At 63.0% G+C, this 20,166-nt stretch carries 18 protein-coding genes and 1 pseudogene; 5 read left to right on the top strand and 14 right to left on the bottom strand.

Going from position 1 to position 20,166, the window contains the following annotated elements; translation table 11 throughout:
• Positions 1–21: 21 nt before the first annotated feature.
• From HFRIS_RS07460 to flgL, 5 genes are all read left to right on the top strand, one after another.
• On the top strand, positions 22–681 hold the full coding sequence (locus HFRIS_RS07460; RefSeq protein ID WP_006462677.1) for a flagellar basal body L-ring protein FlgH: 660 nt from the start codon (positions 22–24) through the stop codon (positions 679–681).
• 71 nt (positions 682–752) lie between these two features.
• On the top strand, positions 753–1,856 hold the full coding sequence (locus HFRIS_RS07455; RefSeq protein ID WP_006462676.1) for a flagellar basal body P-ring protein FlgI: 1,104 nt from the start codon (positions 753–755) through the stop codon (positions 1,854–1,856).
• A gap of 62 nt (positions 1,857–1,918) precedes the next feature.
• Positions 1,919–2,893 carry a flagellar assembly peptidoglycan hydrolase FlgJ gene (gene flgJ / locus HFRIS_RS07450; RefSeq protein ID WP_006462675.1) on the top strand — a complete coding sequence of 325 codons (975 nt, stop codon included), beginning with the start codon at positions 1,919–1,921 and terminating at the stop codon, positions 2,891–2,893.
• Positions 2,894–3,052: 159 nt separating this feature from the next.
• Entirely contained in the window at positions 3,053–5,395 is a 2,343-nt protein-coding gene (gene flgK, locus HFRIS_RS07445; RefSeq protein WP_039874833.1) for a flagellar hook-associated protein FlgK, read from the top strand.
• A 23-nt stretch (positions 5,396–5,418) separates the two neighbouring features.
• Positions 5,419–6,549, top strand: a complete 1,131-nt coding sequence (gene flgL / locus HFRIS_RS07440) for a flagellar hook-associated protein FlgL (RefSeq protein WP_006462673.1) — start codon at positions 5,419–5,421, stop codon at positions 6,547–6,549.
• A 105-nt stretch (positions 6,550–6,654) separates the two neighbouring features.
• Here flgL and HFRIS_RS07435 read toward each other — a convergent pair whose 3' ends face one another.
• The 14 genes and pseudogenes from HFRIS_RS07435 to fliH form a co-directional block, all read right to left on the bottom strand.
• Positions 6,655–8,058 (bottom strand): efflux transporter outer membrane subunit, encoded by a 1,404-nt coding sequence (locus HFRIS_RS07435; RefSeq protein ID WP_006462672.1) that lies wholly within the window; start codon positions 8,056–8,058, stop codon positions 6,655–6,657.
• A gap of 10 nt (positions 8,059–8,068) precedes the next feature.
• Positions 8,069–10,048, bottom strand: a complete 1,980-nt coding sequence (locus HFRIS_RS07430) for a MacB family efflux pump subunit (protein WP_006462671.1) — start codon at positions 10,046–10,048, stop codon at positions 8,069–8,071.
• A 7-nt stretch (positions 10,049–10,055) separates the two neighbouring features.
• Positions 10,056–11,276 (bottom strand): efflux RND transporter periplasmic adaptor subunit, encoded by a 1,221-nt coding sequence (locus tag HFRIS_RS07425; RefSeq protein ID WP_006462670.1) that lies wholly within the window; start codon positions 11,274–11,276, stop codon positions 10,056–10,058.
• A gap of 136 nt (positions 11,277–11,412) precedes the next feature.
• Positions 11,413–12,216 (bottom strand): flagellar biosynthetic protein FliR, encoded by an 804-nt coding sequence (gene fliR, locus HFRIS_RS07420; protein ID WP_006462669.1) that lies wholly within the window; start codon positions 12,214–12,216, stop codon positions 11,413–11,415.
• 38 nt (positions 12,217–12,254) lie between these two features.
• The gene (gene fliQ / locus HFRIS_RS07415) at positions 12,255–12,524 is read right to left on the bottom strand and encodes a flagellar biosynthesis protein FliQ (protein WP_006462668.1); all 270 of its coding nucleotides are present in this window, start codon (positions 12,522–12,524) and stop codon (positions 12,255–12,257) included.
• A gap of 19 nt (positions 12,525–12,543) precedes the next feature.
• Positions 12,544–13,341: a flagellar type III secretion system pore protein FliP gene (gene fliP / locus HFRIS_RS07410; protein WP_006462667.1), complete on the bottom strand. Its 798-nt coding sequence runs from the start codon at positions 13,339–13,341 to the stop codon at positions 12,544–12,546.
• Positions 13,325–13,876 carry a flagellar biosynthetic protein FliO gene (fliO, locus tag HFRIS_RS07405; protein ID WP_244436268.1) on the bottom strand — a complete coding sequence of 184 codons (552 nt, stop codon included), beginning with the start codon at positions 13,874–13,876 and terminating at the stop codon, positions 13,325–13,327. Before fliO ends, fliP begins: the two co-directional genes overlap by 17 nt.
• Positions 13,877–13,976: 100 nt before the next feature.
• Entirely contained in the window at positions 13,977–14,432 is a 456-nt protein-coding gene (gene fliN, locus HFRIS_RS07400) for a flagellar motor switch protein FliN (RefSeq protein ID WP_006462664.1), read from the bottom strand.
• A gap of 2 nt (positions 14,433–14,434) precedes the next feature.
• Complete coding sequence (gene fliM / locus HFRIS_RS07395) at positions 14,435–15,439, bottom strand: flagellar motor switch protein FliM (RefSeq protein WP_039874831.1); 1,005 nt, start codon at positions 15,437–15,439, stop codon at positions 14,435–14,437.
• 29 nt (positions 15,440–15,468) lie between these two features.
• Positions 15,469–15,984 (bottom strand): flagellar basal body-associated protein FliL, encoded by a 516-nt coding sequence (gene fliL / locus HFRIS_RS07390; RefSeq protein WP_006462662.1) that lies wholly within the window; start codon positions 15,982–15,984, stop codon positions 15,469–15,471.
• Between the two features lie 126 nt (positions 15,985–16,110).
• Positions 16,111–17,403 (bottom strand): flagellar hook-length control protein FliK, encoded by a 1,293-nt coding sequence (locus tag HFRIS_RS07385; RefSeq protein ID WP_006462661.1) that lies wholly within the window; start codon positions 17,401–17,403, stop codon positions 16,111–16,113.
• 93 nt (positions 17,404–17,496) lie between these two features.
• A pseudogene (fliJ, locus tag HFRIS_RS07380) lies at positions 17,497–17,938 on the bottom strand (flagellar export protein FliJ).
• A 37-nt stretch (positions 17,939–17,975) separates the two neighbouring features.
• Complete coding sequence (gene fliI / locus HFRIS_RS07375) at positions 17,976–19,382, bottom strand: flagellar protein export ATPase FliI (protein WP_039874829.1); 1,407 nt, start codon at positions 19,380–19,382, stop codon at positions 17,976–17,978.
• A gap of 38 nt (positions 19,383–19,420) precedes the next feature.
• Positions 19,421–20,122 carry a flagellar assembly protein FliH gene (gene fliH / locus HFRIS_RS07370; RefSeq protein WP_006462658.1) on the bottom strand — a complete coding sequence of 234 codons (702 nt, stop codon included), beginning with the start codon at positions 20,120–20,122 and terminating at the stop codon, positions 19,421–19,423.
• Positions 20,123–20,166: the final 44 nt, after the last annotated feature.

Below are 20,166 nucleotides of genomic sequence, written 5' to 3'. Positions count from 1 at the left end.
AGAAAGAAGGACGAGGCAGATATGAAGAACTTGCTGAAATTGGTTTCCATCGCGGGCGTGTTGGCTGTGGCCGGTTGCACCACCGTGCCTGACAGCATCGTGACGGGTCCCAAGACGGCGCGTCCGCAGCCGGCTTCCTATGCGCCCCCGACCTCGGGTGCGATCTTCCAGTCGGCGGTCTACCGTCCGTTGCTGGAAGACCGCCGCGCGCGCCTGGTGGGTGACACCATCACCATCGTCATCAACGAAAAGACCAGTGCCGGCAAGTCCGCCGGCAGCTCGGCCAGCAAGACTGGTGCTGTGGCGTCGCCTGCGCCGACCATCTTCGGCACATCGATCAAGGAACTGTCGGCATCCGGCAGCTCCTCGGCCAAGTTCGAGGACAAGGGCGCCACCAATTCCAGCAATACCTTTACCGGCACGATCGGCGTGACGGTGGTGGAGGTGCTGCCCAACGGTAACCTGGTGGTCTCGGGCGAAAAGCAGGTGGCGCTGGACAAGGGCGTGGAGTACGTGCGCTTCTCCGGCACCATCAGCCCGGACAACATCCAGACCGGCAATACCGTCTCCTCGACCCTGGTGGCCGATGCCAAGGTCGAATACCGTACCAATACCCGCGTGGACATGGCTGACTTCATGTCCTCGCTGGGCCGATTCTTCTTCAGCGTTTCTCCTTTCTGATGTGGAGTAGTGCAATGACCCGGAAAGGATTTTTCGCGATGGATATCTTCAGATCAGGTAGCAGGCGGGCCATGGTGACCGCCGCGGCCGTGGCCACCCTGTGCCTGGGCGTGGCGCTTCCGGCCCAGGCCGAGCGACTCAAGGACCTGGCCAGCATCCAGGGCGTGCGTCAGAACCAGTTGGTCGGTTACGGCCTGGTGGTTGGTCTGGACGGCAGTGGTGACCAGACCACCCAGACCCCCTTCACCGTGCAGAGCGTGATCAGCATGTTGCAGCAACTGGGCGTGAACGTGCCGTCCGGTACCAGCAGCAACATGCAGTTGAAGAACGTGGCCGCGGCCATGGTGACGGCCAACCTGCCGGCCTTCGCACAGCCCGGCCAGTTGATCGACGTGACCGTGTCGTCCATCGGCAATGCCAAGAGCATCCGCGGCGGCACCTTGCTGATGGCCCCGCTCAAGGGCGCCGACGGCCAGATCTATGCCATCGCCCAGGGCAACATCGTGGTCGGTGGTGCCGGTGCTTCGGCCGCCGGCAGCAGCACGACCATCAACCAGCTGTCGGCCGGCCGCATTTCCGGCGGTGCCACGGTCGAACGTGCAGTGCCCAGTTCGCTGGGTGGCGGCGACATGGTCGTGCTGGAACTGAACGACAACGATTTCTCTACCGCCGCCCGGGTGGTGGATGCGCTCAACAAGCGCTTTGGTACCGATACTGCCGTGGCACAGGACGGCCGCGTGATCCGCGTGCGCGCGCCGATCTCCAGCGGCGACCGGGTGGCCTTCCTGGGAGCGCTGGAAAACGTCGACGTGACGCCCGGCAAGCTGGCGGCCAAGGTCATCCTCAATGCGCGTACCGGTTCGGTGGTGATGAACCAGAGCGTCATGCTCGATACCTGCGCCGTTTCGCACGGCAATCTGTCGGTGGTGATCCAGGCTGACAATGCCGTGAGCCAGCCCAATGCGCTGGCCGGTGGTCAGACGGCCGGGGTGCAGAATGCGCAGGTCTCGATCAACAAGGAGCCGGGCAAGGTCATGCTGTTGAAGGGCGGTGCCTCGCTGTCCGATGTGGTCAAGGCACTCAATGCCATCGGCGCCACGCCCCAGGACTTGCTGGCGATCCTGCAGGCGATGAAGGCGGCAGGTTCCTTGCGCGCCGAACTCGAAGTGATCTAACGGTAACGGTAGCGGGACGGCATGGCCGATTCCATTACAAACGCTTTCATCCAAGGTAACCCATGCTCAACAAGATCAACCCATCCAATCCGACCGAGAATCTGGCCGTCGATGCGAATGGGCTGAATGGCCTGCGCGAAGCAGCCCGGCAGAACTCGCCGGAGGCCATCAAGGGTGCAGCCAAGCAGTTCGAGGCGCTGTTCCTGAACATGGTGATGAAGAGCATGCGCGACGCGACGCCGCAAAATGGCCCGTTCGATAACGAGCAGACCAAGATGTTTACCTCCATGCTGGACCAGCAGTTGAGCCAGAGCCTGGCACAGCGCGGCGTCGGGCTGGCCGATGTGCTGACCCGCCAGTTGTCGGCCTCGCTGCCCAAGAAGCTGCCGGATGCGCAGGACCTGGAGGGTACGACCATGCCGGGCGAGGAGGGCTTGCCCATGGGTATACCGCTGGTCAAGGAAATGAGCGATGCCGACCGTGCCAAGTTCATCCAGAGTTTCGCTAGCCAACAGCAGGCCGAGAGTACCGACCAGGATGGTCGCAACGGCAAGCAGCGCCGCAACTCCAACAAGCCGGCCCATGTCGAGGCCTTCCAGAACCGCCTGCAGGCCGATGCCGAGATCGCCAGCAAGATGACCGGCATCCCGGCCAAGTTCATGCTGGCCCAGGCCGCGCTCGAAACCGGGTGGGGCAAGAAGGAAATCATCGCCCGCGATGGTCGTTCGGCGCACAACCTGTTCGGCATCAAGGCCACCGGTAACTGGACCGGCAAGGTGGTCGAGGCCACCACCATCGAATACATCAACGGCAAGCCGCAAAAGCGGGTGGAGAAATTCCGGGCCTATGATTCCTATGCGGACGCCTTCAAGGATTACGCCAACTTGCTGCGCAGCAATCCGCGCTACGAGAAGGTACTGGCCAGCGCCCAGGATGCGCACGGTTTCGCCTACGGCCTGCAGCGTGCCGGTTACGCCACCGATCCACATTACGCCGAGAAACTGTCGCGCATCATTCGCCAGTCGCTCTCGGCATAGGTTTCCCGCTGGTCATGACCTGGGCCGCGAGCGATTACCCGGCGGCAAGCTCATCGGTGCCAGTCGGAAACAAATTCGATCGCAGCCATCTAAAGTTTTGGTCAATCCTGCCGTTGACTTGGTTATTCCGCTAAAAGCTTTCAGGGACGACAACCTAGCATGGCAACTAACATCTTCAGTATCGGGCAATCCGCGTTGCAGGCGGCCATGGCGGCTCAGGCCACCACCAGCCACAACATCTCCAACGCCACCACGCCCGGCTACAACCGCCAGGAAGTCGTGCAGAGCTCGGCCGGCGGCATCAACTACGGCTACGGCTTCGTCGGCCAGGGGACCCAGGTCACCGAGATCAAGCGTGTCTACAACGACTTCCTGACCAAGCAGGCACTGGCCTCGCAGACCTCGGCCAGCTCGCTGGATGCGTACTACTCCGAGATCTCGCAGATCAACAACATGGTGGCCGACACCAAGGCTGGCTTGTCGCCGTCCTTGCAGGATTTCTTTGCGGCGATCCAGAACCTGGCCTCCAATCCGAACACCCAGGCTTCGCGCCAGTCGGTACTGTCGCAGGCCTCGACCCTGGTGGCACGGGTGACCAGCATCAACGATCAGCTCTCGGCCAGCAGCGCCAGCGTCAATAGCCAGATCACATCTACCGTCACCACGATCAACTCCTACGCGCAGCAACTGGCGCAGCTCAACAAGGCCATCGTCAATGCCATCGGTACCGGTGGCGGTCAGCAGCCCAACGACTTGCTGGACCAGCGTGACCAGTTGGTGGCCGAGCTCAACAAGTACGTCAAGATCACCACCGTGCCACAGGATACCGGTGCCGTGAGCGTGTTCATTGGTACGGGCCAGGCGCTGGTGACGGGCGAGAACGTGACCCAGCTGGCAGTGACCAATTCACCCACCGACGTGTCGCGTCTGCAGATCGGCCAGGTCAACGGTGGCACCACCTCGACCATTCCGGACAGCTTCTTCTACGACGGCGGCAGCCTTGGTGGCCTGCTGAAGTACCGCAGCGAAACCCTGGATCCGACCCAAAACGCGCTGGGCCGTATCGCCATCGCCCTGGGTACCGCCTTCAACCAGCAGCAACAGCTGGGCCTGGACCAGAACGGCAATCCCGGCACCAACATGTTCAATGTCAGCTCGCCCAACCTGATCGGTTATCCGACCAATACCGGCACGACTGACCTGAAGGCGACGATTAGCGATCCGTCGGCCTTGAGCACCAGCGACTACACGCTGACCTACGACGGCACCAATTACACCTTCACCCGCCTGTCTGACAATACCAAGACCGTCAAGGCGGCGGGCGATTTCCCGGTGACGCTGGATGGGGTGACCTACTCCAACGGTGCGGCCGCGCCCGGTCCTTACGCACCGGCCATCCCGAACGGCAACATCTACAAGATCCAGCCGACCGCCAATGGCGCGGCCGGCTTCTCGCTGGCACTGAACAACACCCAGCTACTGGCCACGGCGGCGCCGATCTCGACCTCGATCAACGCCACCAACAACGTCAACGCCAGCACGGGGGCCGCCAATACCGGCAATGCCCTCATCTCCAGCACCTCGCTGGATGGGACCAAGTTCCAGCAGGGTTCGTCGGTGTCGTTCACTGCTTCGATGAGCGCGGCAGTGCCGCCCGTGTTGCAGTTGACGGGCGCCTGGAGCAATGCGACTCCGGTTCCGGACGTGACCTATTCCAATCCGGATGGCACCGGCGGCACCGTCGCCGGCGGCGCGGCATTCCCTTACCAGTCGGGCATGACCATCACCAGCGGTGGCGTGTCCTTCACGCTGACCGGCACGCCCAGCACGTCGGGGGCCGGTGACAAGTTCAACTTCGCGCCGGTCGCGGCCAACAAGGGTACGGCCACCATCAGCACCGGATCGGTCACGCCGGCCTACCTGACCACCACGACCCCGCTGACCAAGCCAACCACGCTGGAGTACGACGCCACCGCCACGCCGCCGAACTTTACGATTTCTCCGGCTGTTCCGGCCGGTGGCGGTACCATCACGCACAAGGATGGCACCACCACCACCATCGGTGCCGGTGTCACGGTGCTGCCTTACACGGCGGGGGATACCTACGAGATCAGCGGGGTATCGTTCCAGATTTCCGGGCAGCCTTCTGATGGCGACCAGTTCACCATCGCGGCCAATACCAATGCCGCCTCGGACAATCGCAACATGCTGGCCATGGGCAACCTGCAGACGGCCAAGACCATCAATGGCACCAACTTCCAGGGTTCGTACTCGCAGCTGGTGGCCACCATCGGCAACAAGACCAATGAGATCAATGTCACCAACACTGCCGAGAAGGCAAGGCTGACGGCGATCCAGACCCAGCAGCAATCCGAGTCCGGGGTCAACCAGGATGAGGAACTGGCGCAGATGATCCGCAACCAGCAGCAATACCAGGCGGCCGCCAAGATCATCCAGGCGGCCAGCGACATGATCAATGTGCTGCTCACCCTGGGCGGTTGAACAGTTAGATAGAGGAAGACGATATGCGTATTAGCACCCAGATGCTCTATCAGACGAGCAACAACGATCTGACCACTCTGCAGAGTCAGATCCTGAAGCTGAACCAGCAGGTGACAGCACAGCAGAAGGTCTTGCTGCCGTCGGACGACCCAGTCGCCGCTGCGCGCGCTCTCGACATGAAACAGACGTCGGACTTGAATGAGCAGTACAAGGTGAACCGCCAGAACGCCAACAGCGCACTGTCGAGCGTGCAGGGTACCCTGGACAGCCTGACCAACATGCTGACGAAGCTGAAGTCCAACGTGATCGCAGCCGGCAATGCCTCCTACTCCAATGCCGAACGCAGCAACATGGCTTCCGAGATCAAGGGCAATCTGAACGAAGTGATGGGCTATGCCAACGCCCAGGACGGCCAGGGCAACTACATCTTCGCCGGCTTCAAGAGCACGACCCAGCCGTTCACCCTGGACGGCAGCGGCGGCGTGACCTACAACGGTGATCAGGGCGCCATCACCCTGCAGGTCGATTCGACCCGCCAGATGGACATCAGCGCGTCTGGTCAGGCGATCTTCCAGGGCGGTGGTCAGGATATCTTCAAGACCATGACCAACCTGATCAACACCTTGTCGGTGCCGGTGACCGAGGCAGCCAACAAGGCCGACGAAATCGCAGCCAATAACTTTGCGTATCCTACTGCGGGTCAGTTTCCGATCCAGGACTACAAGACACAACAGGCGACCCTGGATGGCATGAAGCCCGATGATCCGGGCTACCAGGCCCAGTTCACTGCCACGGCCGCCGCCAAGCTCAAGGCCGACGCCGCCGATGCTGCCCGTACGCCGATCCCGGGCAGCCAGGCCGCGCTGAACCGCAACCTGGCCGCGTTCAATACCCAGATCGATTCCATTTCCAGCAGCGTGTCCACTGCCAAGGCCTCCATCGGTGCACGCCAGAATGAACTGGACAACCTCGATGCCGCTGGTGAAGTCAACAAGGAAAACTACACCCAGACCATCAACAACCTGCTGGGCCGCAACCTGTCCGACACCAGCGAACTCATCAGTGACCTGACGCTCAAGCAGACCTACCTGTCGGCGGCGCAGAAGGTGTTCGTCACCACCAGCGGCCTGACCCTGCTGAACTATCTGAAGTAATTTCTGATGCAGACCGTCTGCTTTCGGCAGCGGTCGCCAGGCAAAAGAAAGGCGAACCCGCGGGTTCGCCTTTTTGCTTTGGCACTGCGCTTGCTATTGCGCTGGCTACTGCGCTGGCGGCATGGCGGGTGGGGTTGCCCTGGCGTCGCCGCCCAGAGCCTGGTATAGCGTCATCTGGTTCTTGAGCTGGTTCAGCCGCGTCTGGGCCAGTGAAGTCTCGGCGGTACGCCGTTTGTCCTGCTGATCCAGCCAGGCCTGCAAGGTGACCGAACCGGCGCGGTAACGCAGCTCGAACAGTCGCTCGGCGGCCTGCGCCACTTCCAGGTTACGTACCAGCAGGGCTTGCTGGTTGGCATATTGCTGGCGTGCCGCGAGGGCATTTTCGACCTCGCTGAAGGCCGAATACAGGGTCTGACGGAAGTTGGTGACGGCGGTGTCATAGTCGGCCTGCGAGACGCCGACCTTGAGCTTCATCTGCGTCTGCTGCAGGAAGGGCAGGGTCAGTTGGGCGCCCAGCGTGGCCAAGGGATTCTGTACCAGACGCAGCAGGGCGTCACTGCTGGTACCGAGCGTGCCGGTGAGGTTCAGTTGCGGATAGAAGCCCAGTCGTGTGAGGTCGACATTGGCCAGCGAGCCGCGCAGGCGCAGTTCGGCCGCGCGCAGGTCCGGTCGGCGCCCCAGCAGGTCGGCCGGCAGGCCGGCTTCAAGCGCTGGCAGTGGCTGCTCAGGCAGGCTGGACGGAAGCGTAAAGACCTGTCCCGGCGGGCTGTCGAAAAGAATCGCCAGGGCGTTGTCGTTTTCCACCCGCTGCCGTATCAGGTCGGTATAGCTGGACTGCTGGCTCAGCAGGTTCTGCTGCGCCGTCAGCACTTCCAGCGAAGAGACGGCGCCGGCACCGTATTGCGTGTTGACCAGTTCTAGCGTCTTGCGGGCGTAAGCTATGCTCTGCTCGGCGGTGCGGATGCGCTGGTTCAGGAAGGCGCCGGTCCAGTAAAGGCTCGCGGTGGTGCCGACCATTGTCAGCGCGGTGGCGGCGCGATCCTGTTCGGTCGCCAGCGCCTCCCAGCGGGCTGCGTCATAGTTGGCGCCCAGGCGGCCCCAGAGATCCACTTCATAAGACAGGGTGATCGAATTCTGGCTTTGGCGCGTGGTCGAGCGGTTGCCGCTCAGGGGCTTGCTGGCGCTGGTGCCGAGCTGGCCACCAAGCGCCGGGACGAAGGCATCGTCCGCCAGTCCGGCCACCATTTGGGCGCGTCGTACTTTGATGGTGGCGGCAGCCAGATTATTGTTCTTGCGCAGGACTTCATCGATCAGGCGGGTCAGTTCGGCGTCGCCGAAACCTTGCCACCAGCGCTGGGCATCGACCGTGCCGGCCGCAGGCGCCTGTTGCCAGGCCGGCGGCGCCTGGGTCACCGGCGGCGCGTAGGGTGTGCGCGTCAGGGAACTGCAGCCGCCCAGCAGGGCCAGTGCCAGCAGCAGCGGAAGTGGGGAGAGAAGAGGCTTGGACATGGCTATGGAATCATTCGCGTGCAAGGGCATCCACCGGGTTCAGGCGCGCTGCATTGCGCGCCGGCAGGAAGCCGAAGACCACGCCGATCAGGGTGGAGCAGGCAAAGGCGCTGACGATGGAGGCGGTGGAATAGATCATCCGGAAGCTACTGACGAAGTGCGCGAAGATGGCGCCGAAGGATAGTGCCAGCAACACGCCCAGCAGCCCGCCGGCCAGGCAAACCAGCACCGCCTCGATCAGGAACTGCTGCATGATGTCGCTCTGGCGCGCGCCCACCGCCATGCGCACGCCGATCTCGCGGGTGCGCTCGGTGACCGACACCAGCATGATGTTCATCACCCCGATGCCGCCCACCACCAGCGAGATCAGCGCGATCATCGACACCAGCAGGGTGAGGGTGGCAGTGGCCTTTTCGATGGTCTGGCGGATGCTGTCGGTGTTGAAGATGTAGAAGTCCTTGGTCCGGTGACGCAGCGTCATCAGCCGCGTGATGCCTTCCTCGGCGGCGGCGCTGGGGACGTTGTCGCTCACCCGCACGGTGATGCCGCTCAGATAGCGTTGCCCGATCACCCGGCTCATCGCCGTGGTGTAGGGCACCCAGACGTTGAGCGCGCTGTTGTTGCCGAACCCGTTCTCGCGCTTTTGCGTTACGCCGATCACGCGGCAGGGCACGCTACCCAGGAAGATCACTTCGCCCAGGGCATTGCCACCGTTGGGGAAGAGCTTCTTGTAGGTATTGGCATCGATCACCACTTCCTGCGCATAGCGGCGGATGCTCTCGTCGTTGAAGCCCATGCCCTGCGCCATCTTCAGGCCGCGCACGCGGAAATACTGCTCGCCCACGCCGTTGATGGTGGCGGTCACCGAGATGTTGCCGTAGCGCGCCGAGGAGGCCGTGGCCACGCTGGGAGTGACGCTGTCGACGAAGTTCTGCTCGGCCAGGGCGGCGGCATCGGCCGGGGTGAGGGTGCGGATGGCCGCCGACTTCATGTCGCCGAAGTCGGTGCCGGGGAAGATGTCGATGGTGTTGGTGCCCATGGCACTGATGTCGGAGAGGATCTGCTCGCGCGAGCCACTTCCCAGTGCCACCACCGAGACCACCGAGGCAATGCCGATGATGATGCCCAGCATGGTCAGGAAGCTGCGCAGGCGGTGTGCGTTCATGGCCAGCAGTGACATGCGCAGCGCCTCGCCAAGACGGTCCAGCGTGGCGCGCCAGGGGCTGGCCTGCTGCTGGCGGTCGCTGCGTTGGCGGGAGGGGCTGCCGCTGCCCGTGGGGGTGGTGGCATCGGTCCCGGCCGGCAGATTGCGGCGGTCGGTGATGATCACGCCATCCTTGATCTCGATGATGCGCTGGGCATTGCTGGCCACCTGCATATCGTGAGTGACGATGATGATGGTGTGGCCTTCGGCATGCAGTTCCTTGAGGATGTTCATCACCTCGTGACCGCTGTGGCTGTCCAGGGCGCCGGTGGGTTCGTCGGCGAGGATGACGTCGCCGCCATTCATCAAGGCGCGCGCGATGGACACGCGCTGCTGCTGACCACCCGACAATTGCCCCGGCTTGTGATGGCTGCGTTCGGCCAGGCCCAGGCGGGCCAGCAGTTGTGCGGCACGCTGGCGTCGTTGCGCCGGGTCCAGACCGGCATAGACCGAGGGCACTTCAACGTTGGAGGTGGCGTCCAGGTCCGAGAGCAGGTGGTAGCGCTGGAAGATGAAGCCGAAATGTTCGCGCCGCAATTGCGCCAGTTCGTCGGCATCGAGCTTGCCGGTCTCGCGCCCGGCCACCAGGTAGCTGCCGGCACTGGGCTTGTCCAGGCAGCCGAGGATGTTCATCAGGGTCGACTTGCCGGAGCCGGAGGCGCCGACGATGGCCACCAGCTCGCCGGCCTCGATGTCGAGGTTGACGTCATTGAGCACGGTGATGCTGTCGTCACCGGCCGGGAAATCGCGGCGCAGGCCGCGCAGCTGCAGCAGGGCTGTGGTCATGGCGGCCTTACATGCGCGGCGGCGGACCGCGGCGTTCGCTGCTGTTGCTGCTGTCGGTGGCGCCGGCCACGGCGGTGCCGGTCACGACACGCTCACCGGCCTTCAGGCCCTCGGTGATCTGTACCTGGGCATTGGTGTTGATGCCGATCTTGACGCGCCGATCATGTGCCAGGCCCTGTTCATCGAGCACGCGCACGAGGTAGCTGCCCTGGGCATCCTTCTCGCCCAGCGCGGTCGAGGGCACCAGCACGGCGTTCTTGGCTTCGGACAGGACGATGTTGACCTGGGTGGTCATGGAGATGCGCAACTTGCCGTCGGGATTGGGCACGTCCAGCAAGCCGTTGTAGTAGATCGCCGTGGACGTGGCGCTGGAGCTGCTGCTGCTGAGACTACTGGCGGAGGTCTCGTCCTGCAGGATGGAGTCCGGTGCCGGCTCGATGGCACGCAGCGTGGTGCGGTAGCGGTGATCGGGGTCGCCCAGGATGGTGAAGTAGACCGGCAGGCCCGGCTTGACGCGGACCACGTCGGCTTCAGAGATCTGCGCCTTGACGGTGACCGTATCCATGCGCGCCACCTTGATGATGGTCGGCGTGGACTGGTTGGCGTTCACGGTCTGTCCTTCCTGCGCCACGATGGCCACCACTTCGCCGTCGATGGGGGCGGTGATGCGGGTATAGCCCAGGTTGACGCGGGCATTGTCCACCTTGATGGCGCCATCCCTGATCTGCGCCTGCAGGCCGGTGATGTCGGCGCGGGTGGCATTGAGGGTGGCTTCGGCGGTCTCGAAGTTCTCGCGCGAACTGGCGTCACCGGCCAGCATCGTCTTCTGGCGCTCGTAGGCCAGTTGCGCCTGCTTCAGGGTGGCTTCCTTGGAGCGCAACTGGGCCTGCAGGTTTTGTAGCGTGAATTCGCTGCTGGCCAGGGTATTGGCCTGGGTCATGGAATCGATCTCGGCCACCAGCTGGCCCTTCTTGACGCGCTCGCCCAGCACCACCTTGAGCGATTTGATCTGGCCCGAGACCTGGGCACCCACGCTGACCTGCTTGTAGGCCTTGACGGTGCCGCTGGCGAGTACCACGTCCTGGATATCGGCCACGGCGGCAGTGGCGCTCAGGTAGGTGGGCGGTGGCGGCGGTGTGAGCATGCGATGGACGACGTAGCCGCCCACGAGCAGGACGGCGAGTGCCAGGACGATGATCTTGGGACGGCGAAGGGAGGCAATATTCATGCGAAAAATGGGCGCGCTGTAGTCAGTACCGGATAGCCGCCAGTGTGTGGCAAGGCGGGCCGCCGGATCGTCAGAAGAAGTAAATGTGGAGCCATCGCGCACTGGCGATCACCCCGCTCGAAGCTAAGTCGCCTGCTCACGGTTTGGGCAATGCATTGACCGGCGGCACACTACCCAGCAGGCGCACCATCTCGATGCCATCCGAGAGAAGACGTTGCAGGGGGGTGAGCATGTAGGGCAGGGCAAAGGCGATCAGGATGAAACCGGACAGCATGGTAATCGAAAAACCGATCCCGAACAGGTTCAATTGAGGCGCGGCGCGGGTCAGGATGCCTAGCGCGAAGTTGGTGATCAGCAGGGCGATCAGCAGCGGCAGCGACAATTGCACCCCCATGCTGAACACCTTGGCACCCCACAGGACAAGCTGGTGGAAGCCCTCGGTGGTGATCGGCTGGCCGGTGATGGGCAGGGTGTGGAAGCTTTCGGCCATCACCTGCAGCAGCAGCAGGTGGCCGTTCAGGCTCAGGAAGACCATGGTGGCCAGCAGTGACAGGACCTGGCTGATGACGGCCGTGCGGCCCTGGCTTTGCGGATCGAAGAAGGCGGCAAAGGACAGGCCCATGGTGGAACTGGTCAGTTCGCCGGCTGCTTCGACGGCGGCAAACACCACGCGCATGGCAAGGCCCATGGACAGGCCGATCAGCAACTGCTGCAGCAGGATCAGGAGGCCGGTCATCGACATCGGGTCGATCGCCGGTGGCACCGGCACGTCCGGCGCCAGCACCGCGCCGATGGCGATGCCCAGCAGGACTTTCACCAGCATCGGCACGCTGGCACTGCCGAAAGGCGGTGCGATGGACAGCAGCCCGAGGATGCGGGTGGTCGGCCAGATGAACATGGCAACCCAGGTGTAGAGCTGCTGGCTGGAGAAGGTAAGCATGAATCAGGAGTTGCCGGACACGCGGTCCTGCAAGCGCGCTACTGGACCATGGCGGGAATGCCGGTGAGCATGTTGTGCATGTAGTCCATGATGATGCTCAGCATCCAGGGACCGGCGATGATCATGGCCAGGAATACGCCTACCAGCTTGGGAATGAAGGCCAGGGTCTGTTCATTGATCTGGGTGGCAGCCTGGAAGATGCTCACCAGCAGGCCGATGGCCAGTGCCGTGAGCAGCATCGGCGCGGCGATCAGGAGGGTGACTTCGATGGCCTGGCGGCCCATGGTCATGACGGTTTCGGGAGTCATTGTCGGTCCTTGCCGGCGGCTAGTAGAAACTCTGGGCCAGAGACCCGATCAACAACTGCCATCCATCCACCAGCACGAACAGCATCAGCTTGAAGGGCAACGAGACGATGGCCGGCGACATCATCATCATGCCCATCGACATCAGGATACTGGCCACCACCATGTCGATGATGAGGAAGGGGATGAAGATGGCAAAACCGATCTGGAAGGCCGTCTTCAATTCGCTGGTGACGAAGGCCGGCACCAGCAGACGCAGCGGCACGTCTTCCGGTCCCTGCAGGGCCGGGCCGCGCGAGAGCTTGACGTACAGCGCCAGGTCGGACTGGCGGGTCTGCTTGAGCATGAACTCCTTGAGCGGGGCGGCACCCTTGTCCAGGGCCTCCATCATCTGGATCCGGTTTTCCGCGAAGGGCTGGTAGGCCTCGGTGTAGATGCGGTCGAACACCGGGCTCATGACGAAGAAGGTCAGGAACAGCGACAGGCCGATCAGCACCTGGGTGGGTGGCGTCGATTGCGTGCCCAGCGCCTGGCGCAGCAGCGACAGCACGATCACGATGCGCGTGAAGCAGGTCATCATCAGCAACGCCGCCGGAATGAACGACAGCGAAGTGAGCAACAGCATGGTCTGGATCGGCAGCGAATAATTCGTGCCACCGCCCGGCGCGGGCATGCTGTTCAATGCGGGGATGCCTTGCTGGGCCGAGGCGGCCAGCGGCAGGCAGATCAGTGCCAGCCACCAGTAGCGGCTGCGCAGCAGCGTGGCCGCGCGCGCGGCCAGGATACGGAGGAGGCCTTGCGGCTTAGCTTGTGCTGCCATCATTACCTGGGCGACTGCCGTTGCCGGCGCCGCCATTACGTTTGTCCATGGTGTGCTTGAGCCAGGTGGCGAAGGCCGGTGCACTGGCCTGGCTGCTTTGCTGTGCCGTCAGTTCCTGGCGCGGCAGGGTGGCCAGGGCGTTCACGCGTCCCGGCGCCACGCCGACCACGATCCACTGTTCGCCGACTTCGATGACCATCACGCGTTCGCGGCTCCCCACGGAGACACCACCGACTACCTTGGCGGCGGCATTACCGCTCAGGTTTTGGCTCAGTCCGAAGCGTTTCAGGAGCCAGGCAATGCCTGCCATCACAGCCAGGACTGCCACCAGGCCGAAGAGCATCGTGAAGATGCTGCCGCCGGACGAGGGCAGGGCGCTGCCGGTGACGGCAGGGACGGTCGCCGCAGGAGCAGTTGTGACAGATGCGGTTGCGACGGGAGCGGTGCTGGTCGCAGTGGCAGCGGCGGGGGCGTTGTCAGCCCAGGCCTGGGCGCAGGCGACCAGCGTGCCACCGATGAGAAGCCGGGCGGACACAAGGCCCGCCCGGTGCTGATGCAATCTGCCCGACGAGCGTGTGGCAGGTGAGGCGGGGGATGCAGCGGAAATGCGTTTCATCAAACTCAAGCCGTCCTGCCTAGCGGTTGAGCTTGCGGATGCGTTCGGCGGGCGTGATGATGTCGGTCAGGCGGATACCGAACTTGTCGTTGACCACCACCACTTCGCCCTGGGCGATCAGGCAGCCGTTGACCAGCACGTCCATCGGTTCGCCGGCCATGCCGTCCAGTTCCACCACCGAGCCCTGCGCCAGTTGCAGCAGGTTCTTGATGGCGATCTTGGTGCGACCCAGTTCCACGGTCAACTGCACCGGGATATCGAGGATGAAGTCGATATCGTTGGGGGTGTTGGTCTTGATGTCCTGGGCACTCAGGTCCTTGAAGACGGTGGCGGCAGCCGGTGCGGCCGTGATGCCCTTCTCGTCTTCCATCTGACCTTTTTTCTGTTCTTCTTCGGCCTGGGTCTGCTCGGCCATGGCCGCGCCCCACGGATCGTCTTCCGCCGCGCCTGCGCCTGCTACGTTCTCATCAGCCATTACTAATCTCCTTGAAAGCTTTCCGGTGTTTCTTGATGGGTGATGGACAGCAGTTTTTCCACGCGCAAGGCGTATTGGCCATTGAACTGGCCATAGCTGCATTCCATCACCGGCACGCCATCGACCTGCGCCTCGACGGTCTCGTTGGTCTGCAGCGGGATCACGTCACCCACCTGCATGTGGAGCAGGTCGGTAAAGTTGACGCGGGCGGTGCCAAAATTGACGATCAGTTCGACTTCGGCGGTCTGGATCTGCTGCTTCATCAGGCGGATCCAGCGCTTGTCGACTTCCAGTGCCTCACCCTGCATGCTGCTGGTGAGGCGGTCACGCACCGGCTCGATCATCGAGTAGGGCGTGCAGATATGGATTTCACCGGACACCGGCCCCAGTTCAACGGTGAAGGTGGTGGAAACCACCACTTCGTTGGGGGTGGCGATGTTGGCGAACTGGGTGTTCATTTCCGAGCGGATGAACTCGAACTCGATCGGATAGATCGGTTCCCACGACTTGGAGTAGGTCTCAAACGTAATTTCGAGCACGCGCATGATGATGCGTTGCTCGGTGGGCGTGAATTCGCGACCTTCGATGCGGGTGTGGAAGCGGCCATCGCCACCGAACATGTTGTCCACCAGCATGAACACGAACTGCGGGTCGAACACCACCAGACCGATGCCCCGGAAGGGCTTGATGTGGACCAGGTTCAGGTTGGTCGGCACCACCAGGTTGCGGATGAATTCGCTGTACTTGGACACCTTCACCGGACCGACCGAAATCTCGGCGGTACGGTGGATGAAGTTGAACAAGCCGATGCGGAACAGCCGGGCGAAGCGCTCGTTGATGATTTCGAGCGTGGGCATACGCCCGCGCACGATGCGTTCCTGCGTGGCCAGGTTGTAGGTACGTACCGTACCAGGAGCTTCTTCGACGATTTTTTCTTCGTCTTCGTCTCCCGTCACACCCTTCAAAAGGGCATCGACTTCTTCCTGTGATAGAAAATGCTCGGCCATGGTCGAAAATCTCTGACTGCGATGCGGTGTTACTGCTGTTGGATCACGAACGAGGTGTAGAACACGTCGGTGATCTGCGGACCCTTGCCCTTGCCGGAGAACGGTTCGCCTAGTTGGTCGATGATCTCGTCGGTGAGCTTGCGCTTGCCTTCACTGGTGAGCAGTTCGGAAGCCTTCTTGCTGGACAGTACCATCAGCAGCCGGCTGCGCACCTGGGGCATGTAAAGCTTCAGGGCTTCGGCGGTCTGGCCGTCCGGCACCTGCAGGGTCATCGCCACTTGCAGATACTGGTCGCCGCTTTCCTGCTGCAGGTTGACCACGAAGGGTTCGATGACCACGAAGGTCGGTGCCTTGGCCTCGGTCTTTTCCTCGGCATGGTCCTCGCCTTTCTTGCCCTTGCCGCCCATCATGAAGAAGGCTGCGGCACCACCGATGACCAGTACCAGCACGGCACCGATGATGATGAACAGCATCTTCTTGCTGGATTTGGCCGGTGCTGCGTCTGCTTCAGCGCCCTTGGCAGGTGCTTTTCCTTTTGTTGCCATCTACTAGTCCTTTCAGTTCGTCTGCGCACAATGCGAGGATATCTGCTTATCGGCAAGGAAATCCCATTGTTGAGCCCTGCGCGGACGAAATTGCATTTTTTGTAAGCGTGACCGAAGCGGCGTGCCTCAGGCGAAGGTGTCTACCAGGCCCAAGCCGCTGGTGGTGGCGGTCGTGGTGGTGGTAGCGTTGACGGCCAGTTCGCCTTCCTGATCCTTGCCGAAGCTGCCGGAGGCAGATGCAGAGCGGCCCTGCTGCTGGCCGGTGTTGCCCTGCTGCTGATTGGGCATGCCGGTATTGACGGTCGCCTGACCCAGCTGGATGCCAGCCTGGTCCATCATTTCGCGTAGCTTGGGCATGGCCGCTTCCAGCGCCTGCTTCACTTCGGGCTGGGCAGTGATGAAGGTGGCGTCAGCCTGCTGGTTGTGCACGTTCAGCACCACCTGCATGGGGCCCAGGTCGGGCGGATTCAGGCTCAGGGAGGCGCTTTGCATACCGGCGCTGACCATCCACGTGATCTTGCTGCCGACGGCCTGGTCCCAGCCGGCGCTGCCGACATTGGGCTGCACCTTGTCGGTATAGTTGGCGAAGACGGCTTGCGGCTGGCTGGCGGCCAGGGTCTGCTGGATGGCAGGCACGACGATCGGGGCCGGTGTCGTTTGCGGCAGGTCCTGCTTGGCGGTCGTCACGGCTTCGGCGGTGACCTTGCCAGTCTGGGCGCGGGCAGCGGCCAAGGCACTGGCATCTTCCTTGGGCGCGGCCTTGGTGTCAGCGCTCAGGTCCAGGGCCGGCTTGTCGCTCTTGCCATTGTTGGCGCTTTCCTGGCCCAAGGGATTGGCTTCGGTTCCGCTGGCATTGCGGCTCAGGTCGCGGCCTTCCTGTTTCAGCTTGTTGGCAGCCATGGCGTCCTGCAGGCCGGCCAGGTCGATCTTGCCTTGCTTGCCGTCCGCCATCAGGGTTTGCTGGTCGGCCAGTGACAGCGTAGCGCCGCTACGCTTGGATTGGGCCAGCAGATCGGCCTCGGTATTTTCGCTCTTGCCTTCGCCGACCGGCTTGACGGCGTTCTGGGCGATGTTGGCCACCAGCGCCAGCAGCTCGGCGGAGGCGGCAGTGGTGGTGTCGTCGCTGTCCTCGTCCTTTTCCTTGCTCTGGTCGGCAACGTCCTGCTTTGATTCGGTCTTGGTGGCCGCTGCCTGCTTGGCAGCATCATTCTGTGCAGCCTGGTTGGTCGCGGCCGGTGGCTGCGGAGCTTGTGGCTTGGCTTGCGACTGCTGTTCCTGATTGCGCGAGTTCACCTGGCTGTTGAGCACCTGGTTGAAGGGGGCGTCGGCCGTGAAGCTGTCGGCAGGATTGCCGGAACGCGAACCGGTGGCGGCTTGCGAGCCGGTAATGACGTTCAACAGCGGCAGGGAAGTATTCATGGTGGTGGCCTGTCGGTTACTTGCTACTCGGTGCTCTGCGTGCTCTTTGCGTTGCGGTCGTCGTCTGGTATTGCTTGCCTGTCATCCGTGCGATCAGCGCTTGTAGAAGCTGATGCGTGCGGCGTGCTCATCCATGGACTTCTGGTCGCGCTTGCTTTCCTTGCGCATTTCCTTGTCCCGGGCACGCGTGGCCAGGGTGTCGTAGGACATGCGCTTGCGCTCGCAGGCCTGCCAGGCGGCACGCGCCTCGGCCACGCGTTGCTGGCTGCTGCGCACCACGTCCTGCTGGCCGTCGATGGCGTTGTCGATCTTCTCCAGGAACAACTGGAAGTTCCGATAGGCCAGCGCGGTCAAGCCATTGGTCAGGGTTTCCTGGAAACGGGCCGCGTAGTCGTCGCGGTACTGCTGCAGGATGCCCAGCTTCTGCTGTGCTTCTTCACTCACGCGAATAAGCCCGGCCGAGGCGTTTGGTCGCATCGTCGGTCTCTTTGGTCGCCAATTCAATCAGCGTATCAAGTGCGGAGGGAGTAGCCATGATCGCTCCGATTATATTTTTGGCCGTGCCCGCTCAATCACCCGAATAGAGCGGTAAGTTGCCTCAAGCTCTCTGATACATCGGCCTGCTCGTGAATACCTTGCTGCAAAAAGGCTTCCATTCTTGGCAATAAGGCAATGGCTTCGTCCAGAATGGGGTCGCTGCCGGCAGCGTAGGCGCCCACGCTGATGAGGTCGCGGTTACGCTGGAAGCGTGAGTACAACTGCTTCAAGTGGCGGGAGCGGCGCTGGTGATCGGCATCGGTGATGCTGTGCATGGCGCGGCTGATGGATTGCTCGATATCGATGGCCGGGTAGTGGCCGGCTTCGGCCAGTTGGCGGTTGAGCACGATGTGGCCGTCCAGGATGGCGCGGGCGGCGTCGGCGATGGGGTCCTGCTGGTCATCGCCTTCGGTCAGCACGGTGTAGAAGGCGGTGATGGAGCCGCCACCTTCGTCGCCATTGCCGGCGCGTTCCACGAGTGCCGGCAGCTTGGCGAACACGGAAGGTGGATAGCCCTTGGTGGCAGGCGGCTCGCCGATGGCCAGGGCGATCTCGCGCTGGGCCATGGCATAGCGGGTGAGCGAATCCATGATCAGCAGCACATCCTTGCCCTGGTCGCGGAAATACTCGGCAATCGAGGTGCAATAGGCCGCGCCCTGCAGGCGCATCAGGGGTGGGGTATCGGCGGGGGCTGCTACCACCACCGAACGTGCCAGGCCTTCCGGTCCCAGGATCTGTTCGATGAATTCCTTGACCTCACGACCACGTTCCCCGATCAGGCCGACCACGATCACGTCGGCGCTGGTGTAGCGCGCCATCATGCCCAGCAGCACGCTCTTGCCCACGCCTGAGCCGGCGAACAGGCCCATGCGCTGGCCACGGCCGACGGTCAGCATGGTGTTGATGGCGCGAATGCCGGTGTCGAGGATGTCGCGGATGGGCGCGCGCCCCAGCGGATTGGCGGCACGTACGCCCAGGGGCGCCGAGCTTTCAGTGTGCAGCGGGCCGAGGTTGTCCAGCGGGCGGCCGGCGCCATCGAGCACGCGGCCCAGCAGTTCGTCGCCGACCGGCAGGCGCCGGCTGTGTTCGTCGATGCGGCGCGGGGTAAAGCTGATGGGGCCGGTGCGCGGGGGCGGGCGTACGGGTTCGACGGGGTAGACGCGGGTGCCCGGAACGATGCCTTCGACATCACTCTGCGGCATCAGGAAGAGGCGATCGTCCTGGAATCCGACGACTTCTGCTTCGATCATGGTGCCATTGGGCAGGGGCACGTTGCAGGGGCTGCCCACTGGCAGCTTCAGTCCGACCGCTTCCATCACCAGCCCGGCGACGCGGGTGATGCGGCCGGCGGTCATGGTCGGCTCAGCCATGGACACCAGGCTGCGACAGTTGTGCAGATAGGCTTGCCACAGGCTGCTATGGGATGGCATCGGGGAGTTCATGCGGGGCTCCCGTTCAGGTCGGTATCACTTGTAAAACGTCATTCCAGCCATTCGAGCTGCTTGGACAGCGATTCGCCCAGCCGCTTCCAGCGGGTCTCGGTGGTGGCATCGATCTGGTTGGTGCGGGTTTCGACGCGGCAGCCGCCGCGGTCCATCTGGGCATCTTCATCGATCTTCCAGCCTTGCTGGGCCAGCTCGGCACCCATGTGCTCGCGCACCAGGGCGGCGTCTTCCGGGTGCAGGGTCAGGCTGGCCGGCAGTTGCAGCACCGGCAGGGCGTGGATGGCAGCGCTGACGGTGGGCAGGACCAGTTCCGGGCGTGCGCGCAGGGCGGTCTTGAGCATGGACTTGGCCAGGTCCAGCGCCAGGTCCAGCATTTCGGGGGCCATGCGTTCGCTGCACTGGGAGACTTCGGTGCTGAAGTTGACCGCGATCTGGCGGAAATGCTGGATGACTTCGTTGATTTCCTGCTGACCTTGCTGCAGACCGGCCATGTAGCCTTCTGAGCGACCGGCCTGCAGGCCGTGCTGGCGACCTTCGGCGAAGCCTTCCTGGCGCGCTGCTTCGCGGATGGCGTCGAGCTGTTCGGCCGTCAGTTGTGGCACCGGCGGCGGTTCTTCGAGGAATTCTTCCTCTACCGGCAGCGGTTCGGGCTCCGGTTCGGGTTCGTCGTGGAAGGACGCCAGCTCCCAGCGCTGGTAGGGCGTCATCTCTTCCTTGGGAATGATCTTTGCACGCATGGCTTCTTTGACTCCTCAGGCCGGCATGCCGACAGCAAACTGCA

This window comes from Herbaspirillum frisingense GSF30, from assembly GCF_000300975.2.
Classification (GTDB): domain Bacteria; phylum Pseudomonadota; class Gammaproteobacteria; order Burkholderiales; family Burkholderiaceae_D; genus Herbaspirillum; species Herbaspirillum frisingense.
This window is presented reverse-complemented; position numbering and strand designations above follow the sequence as displayed.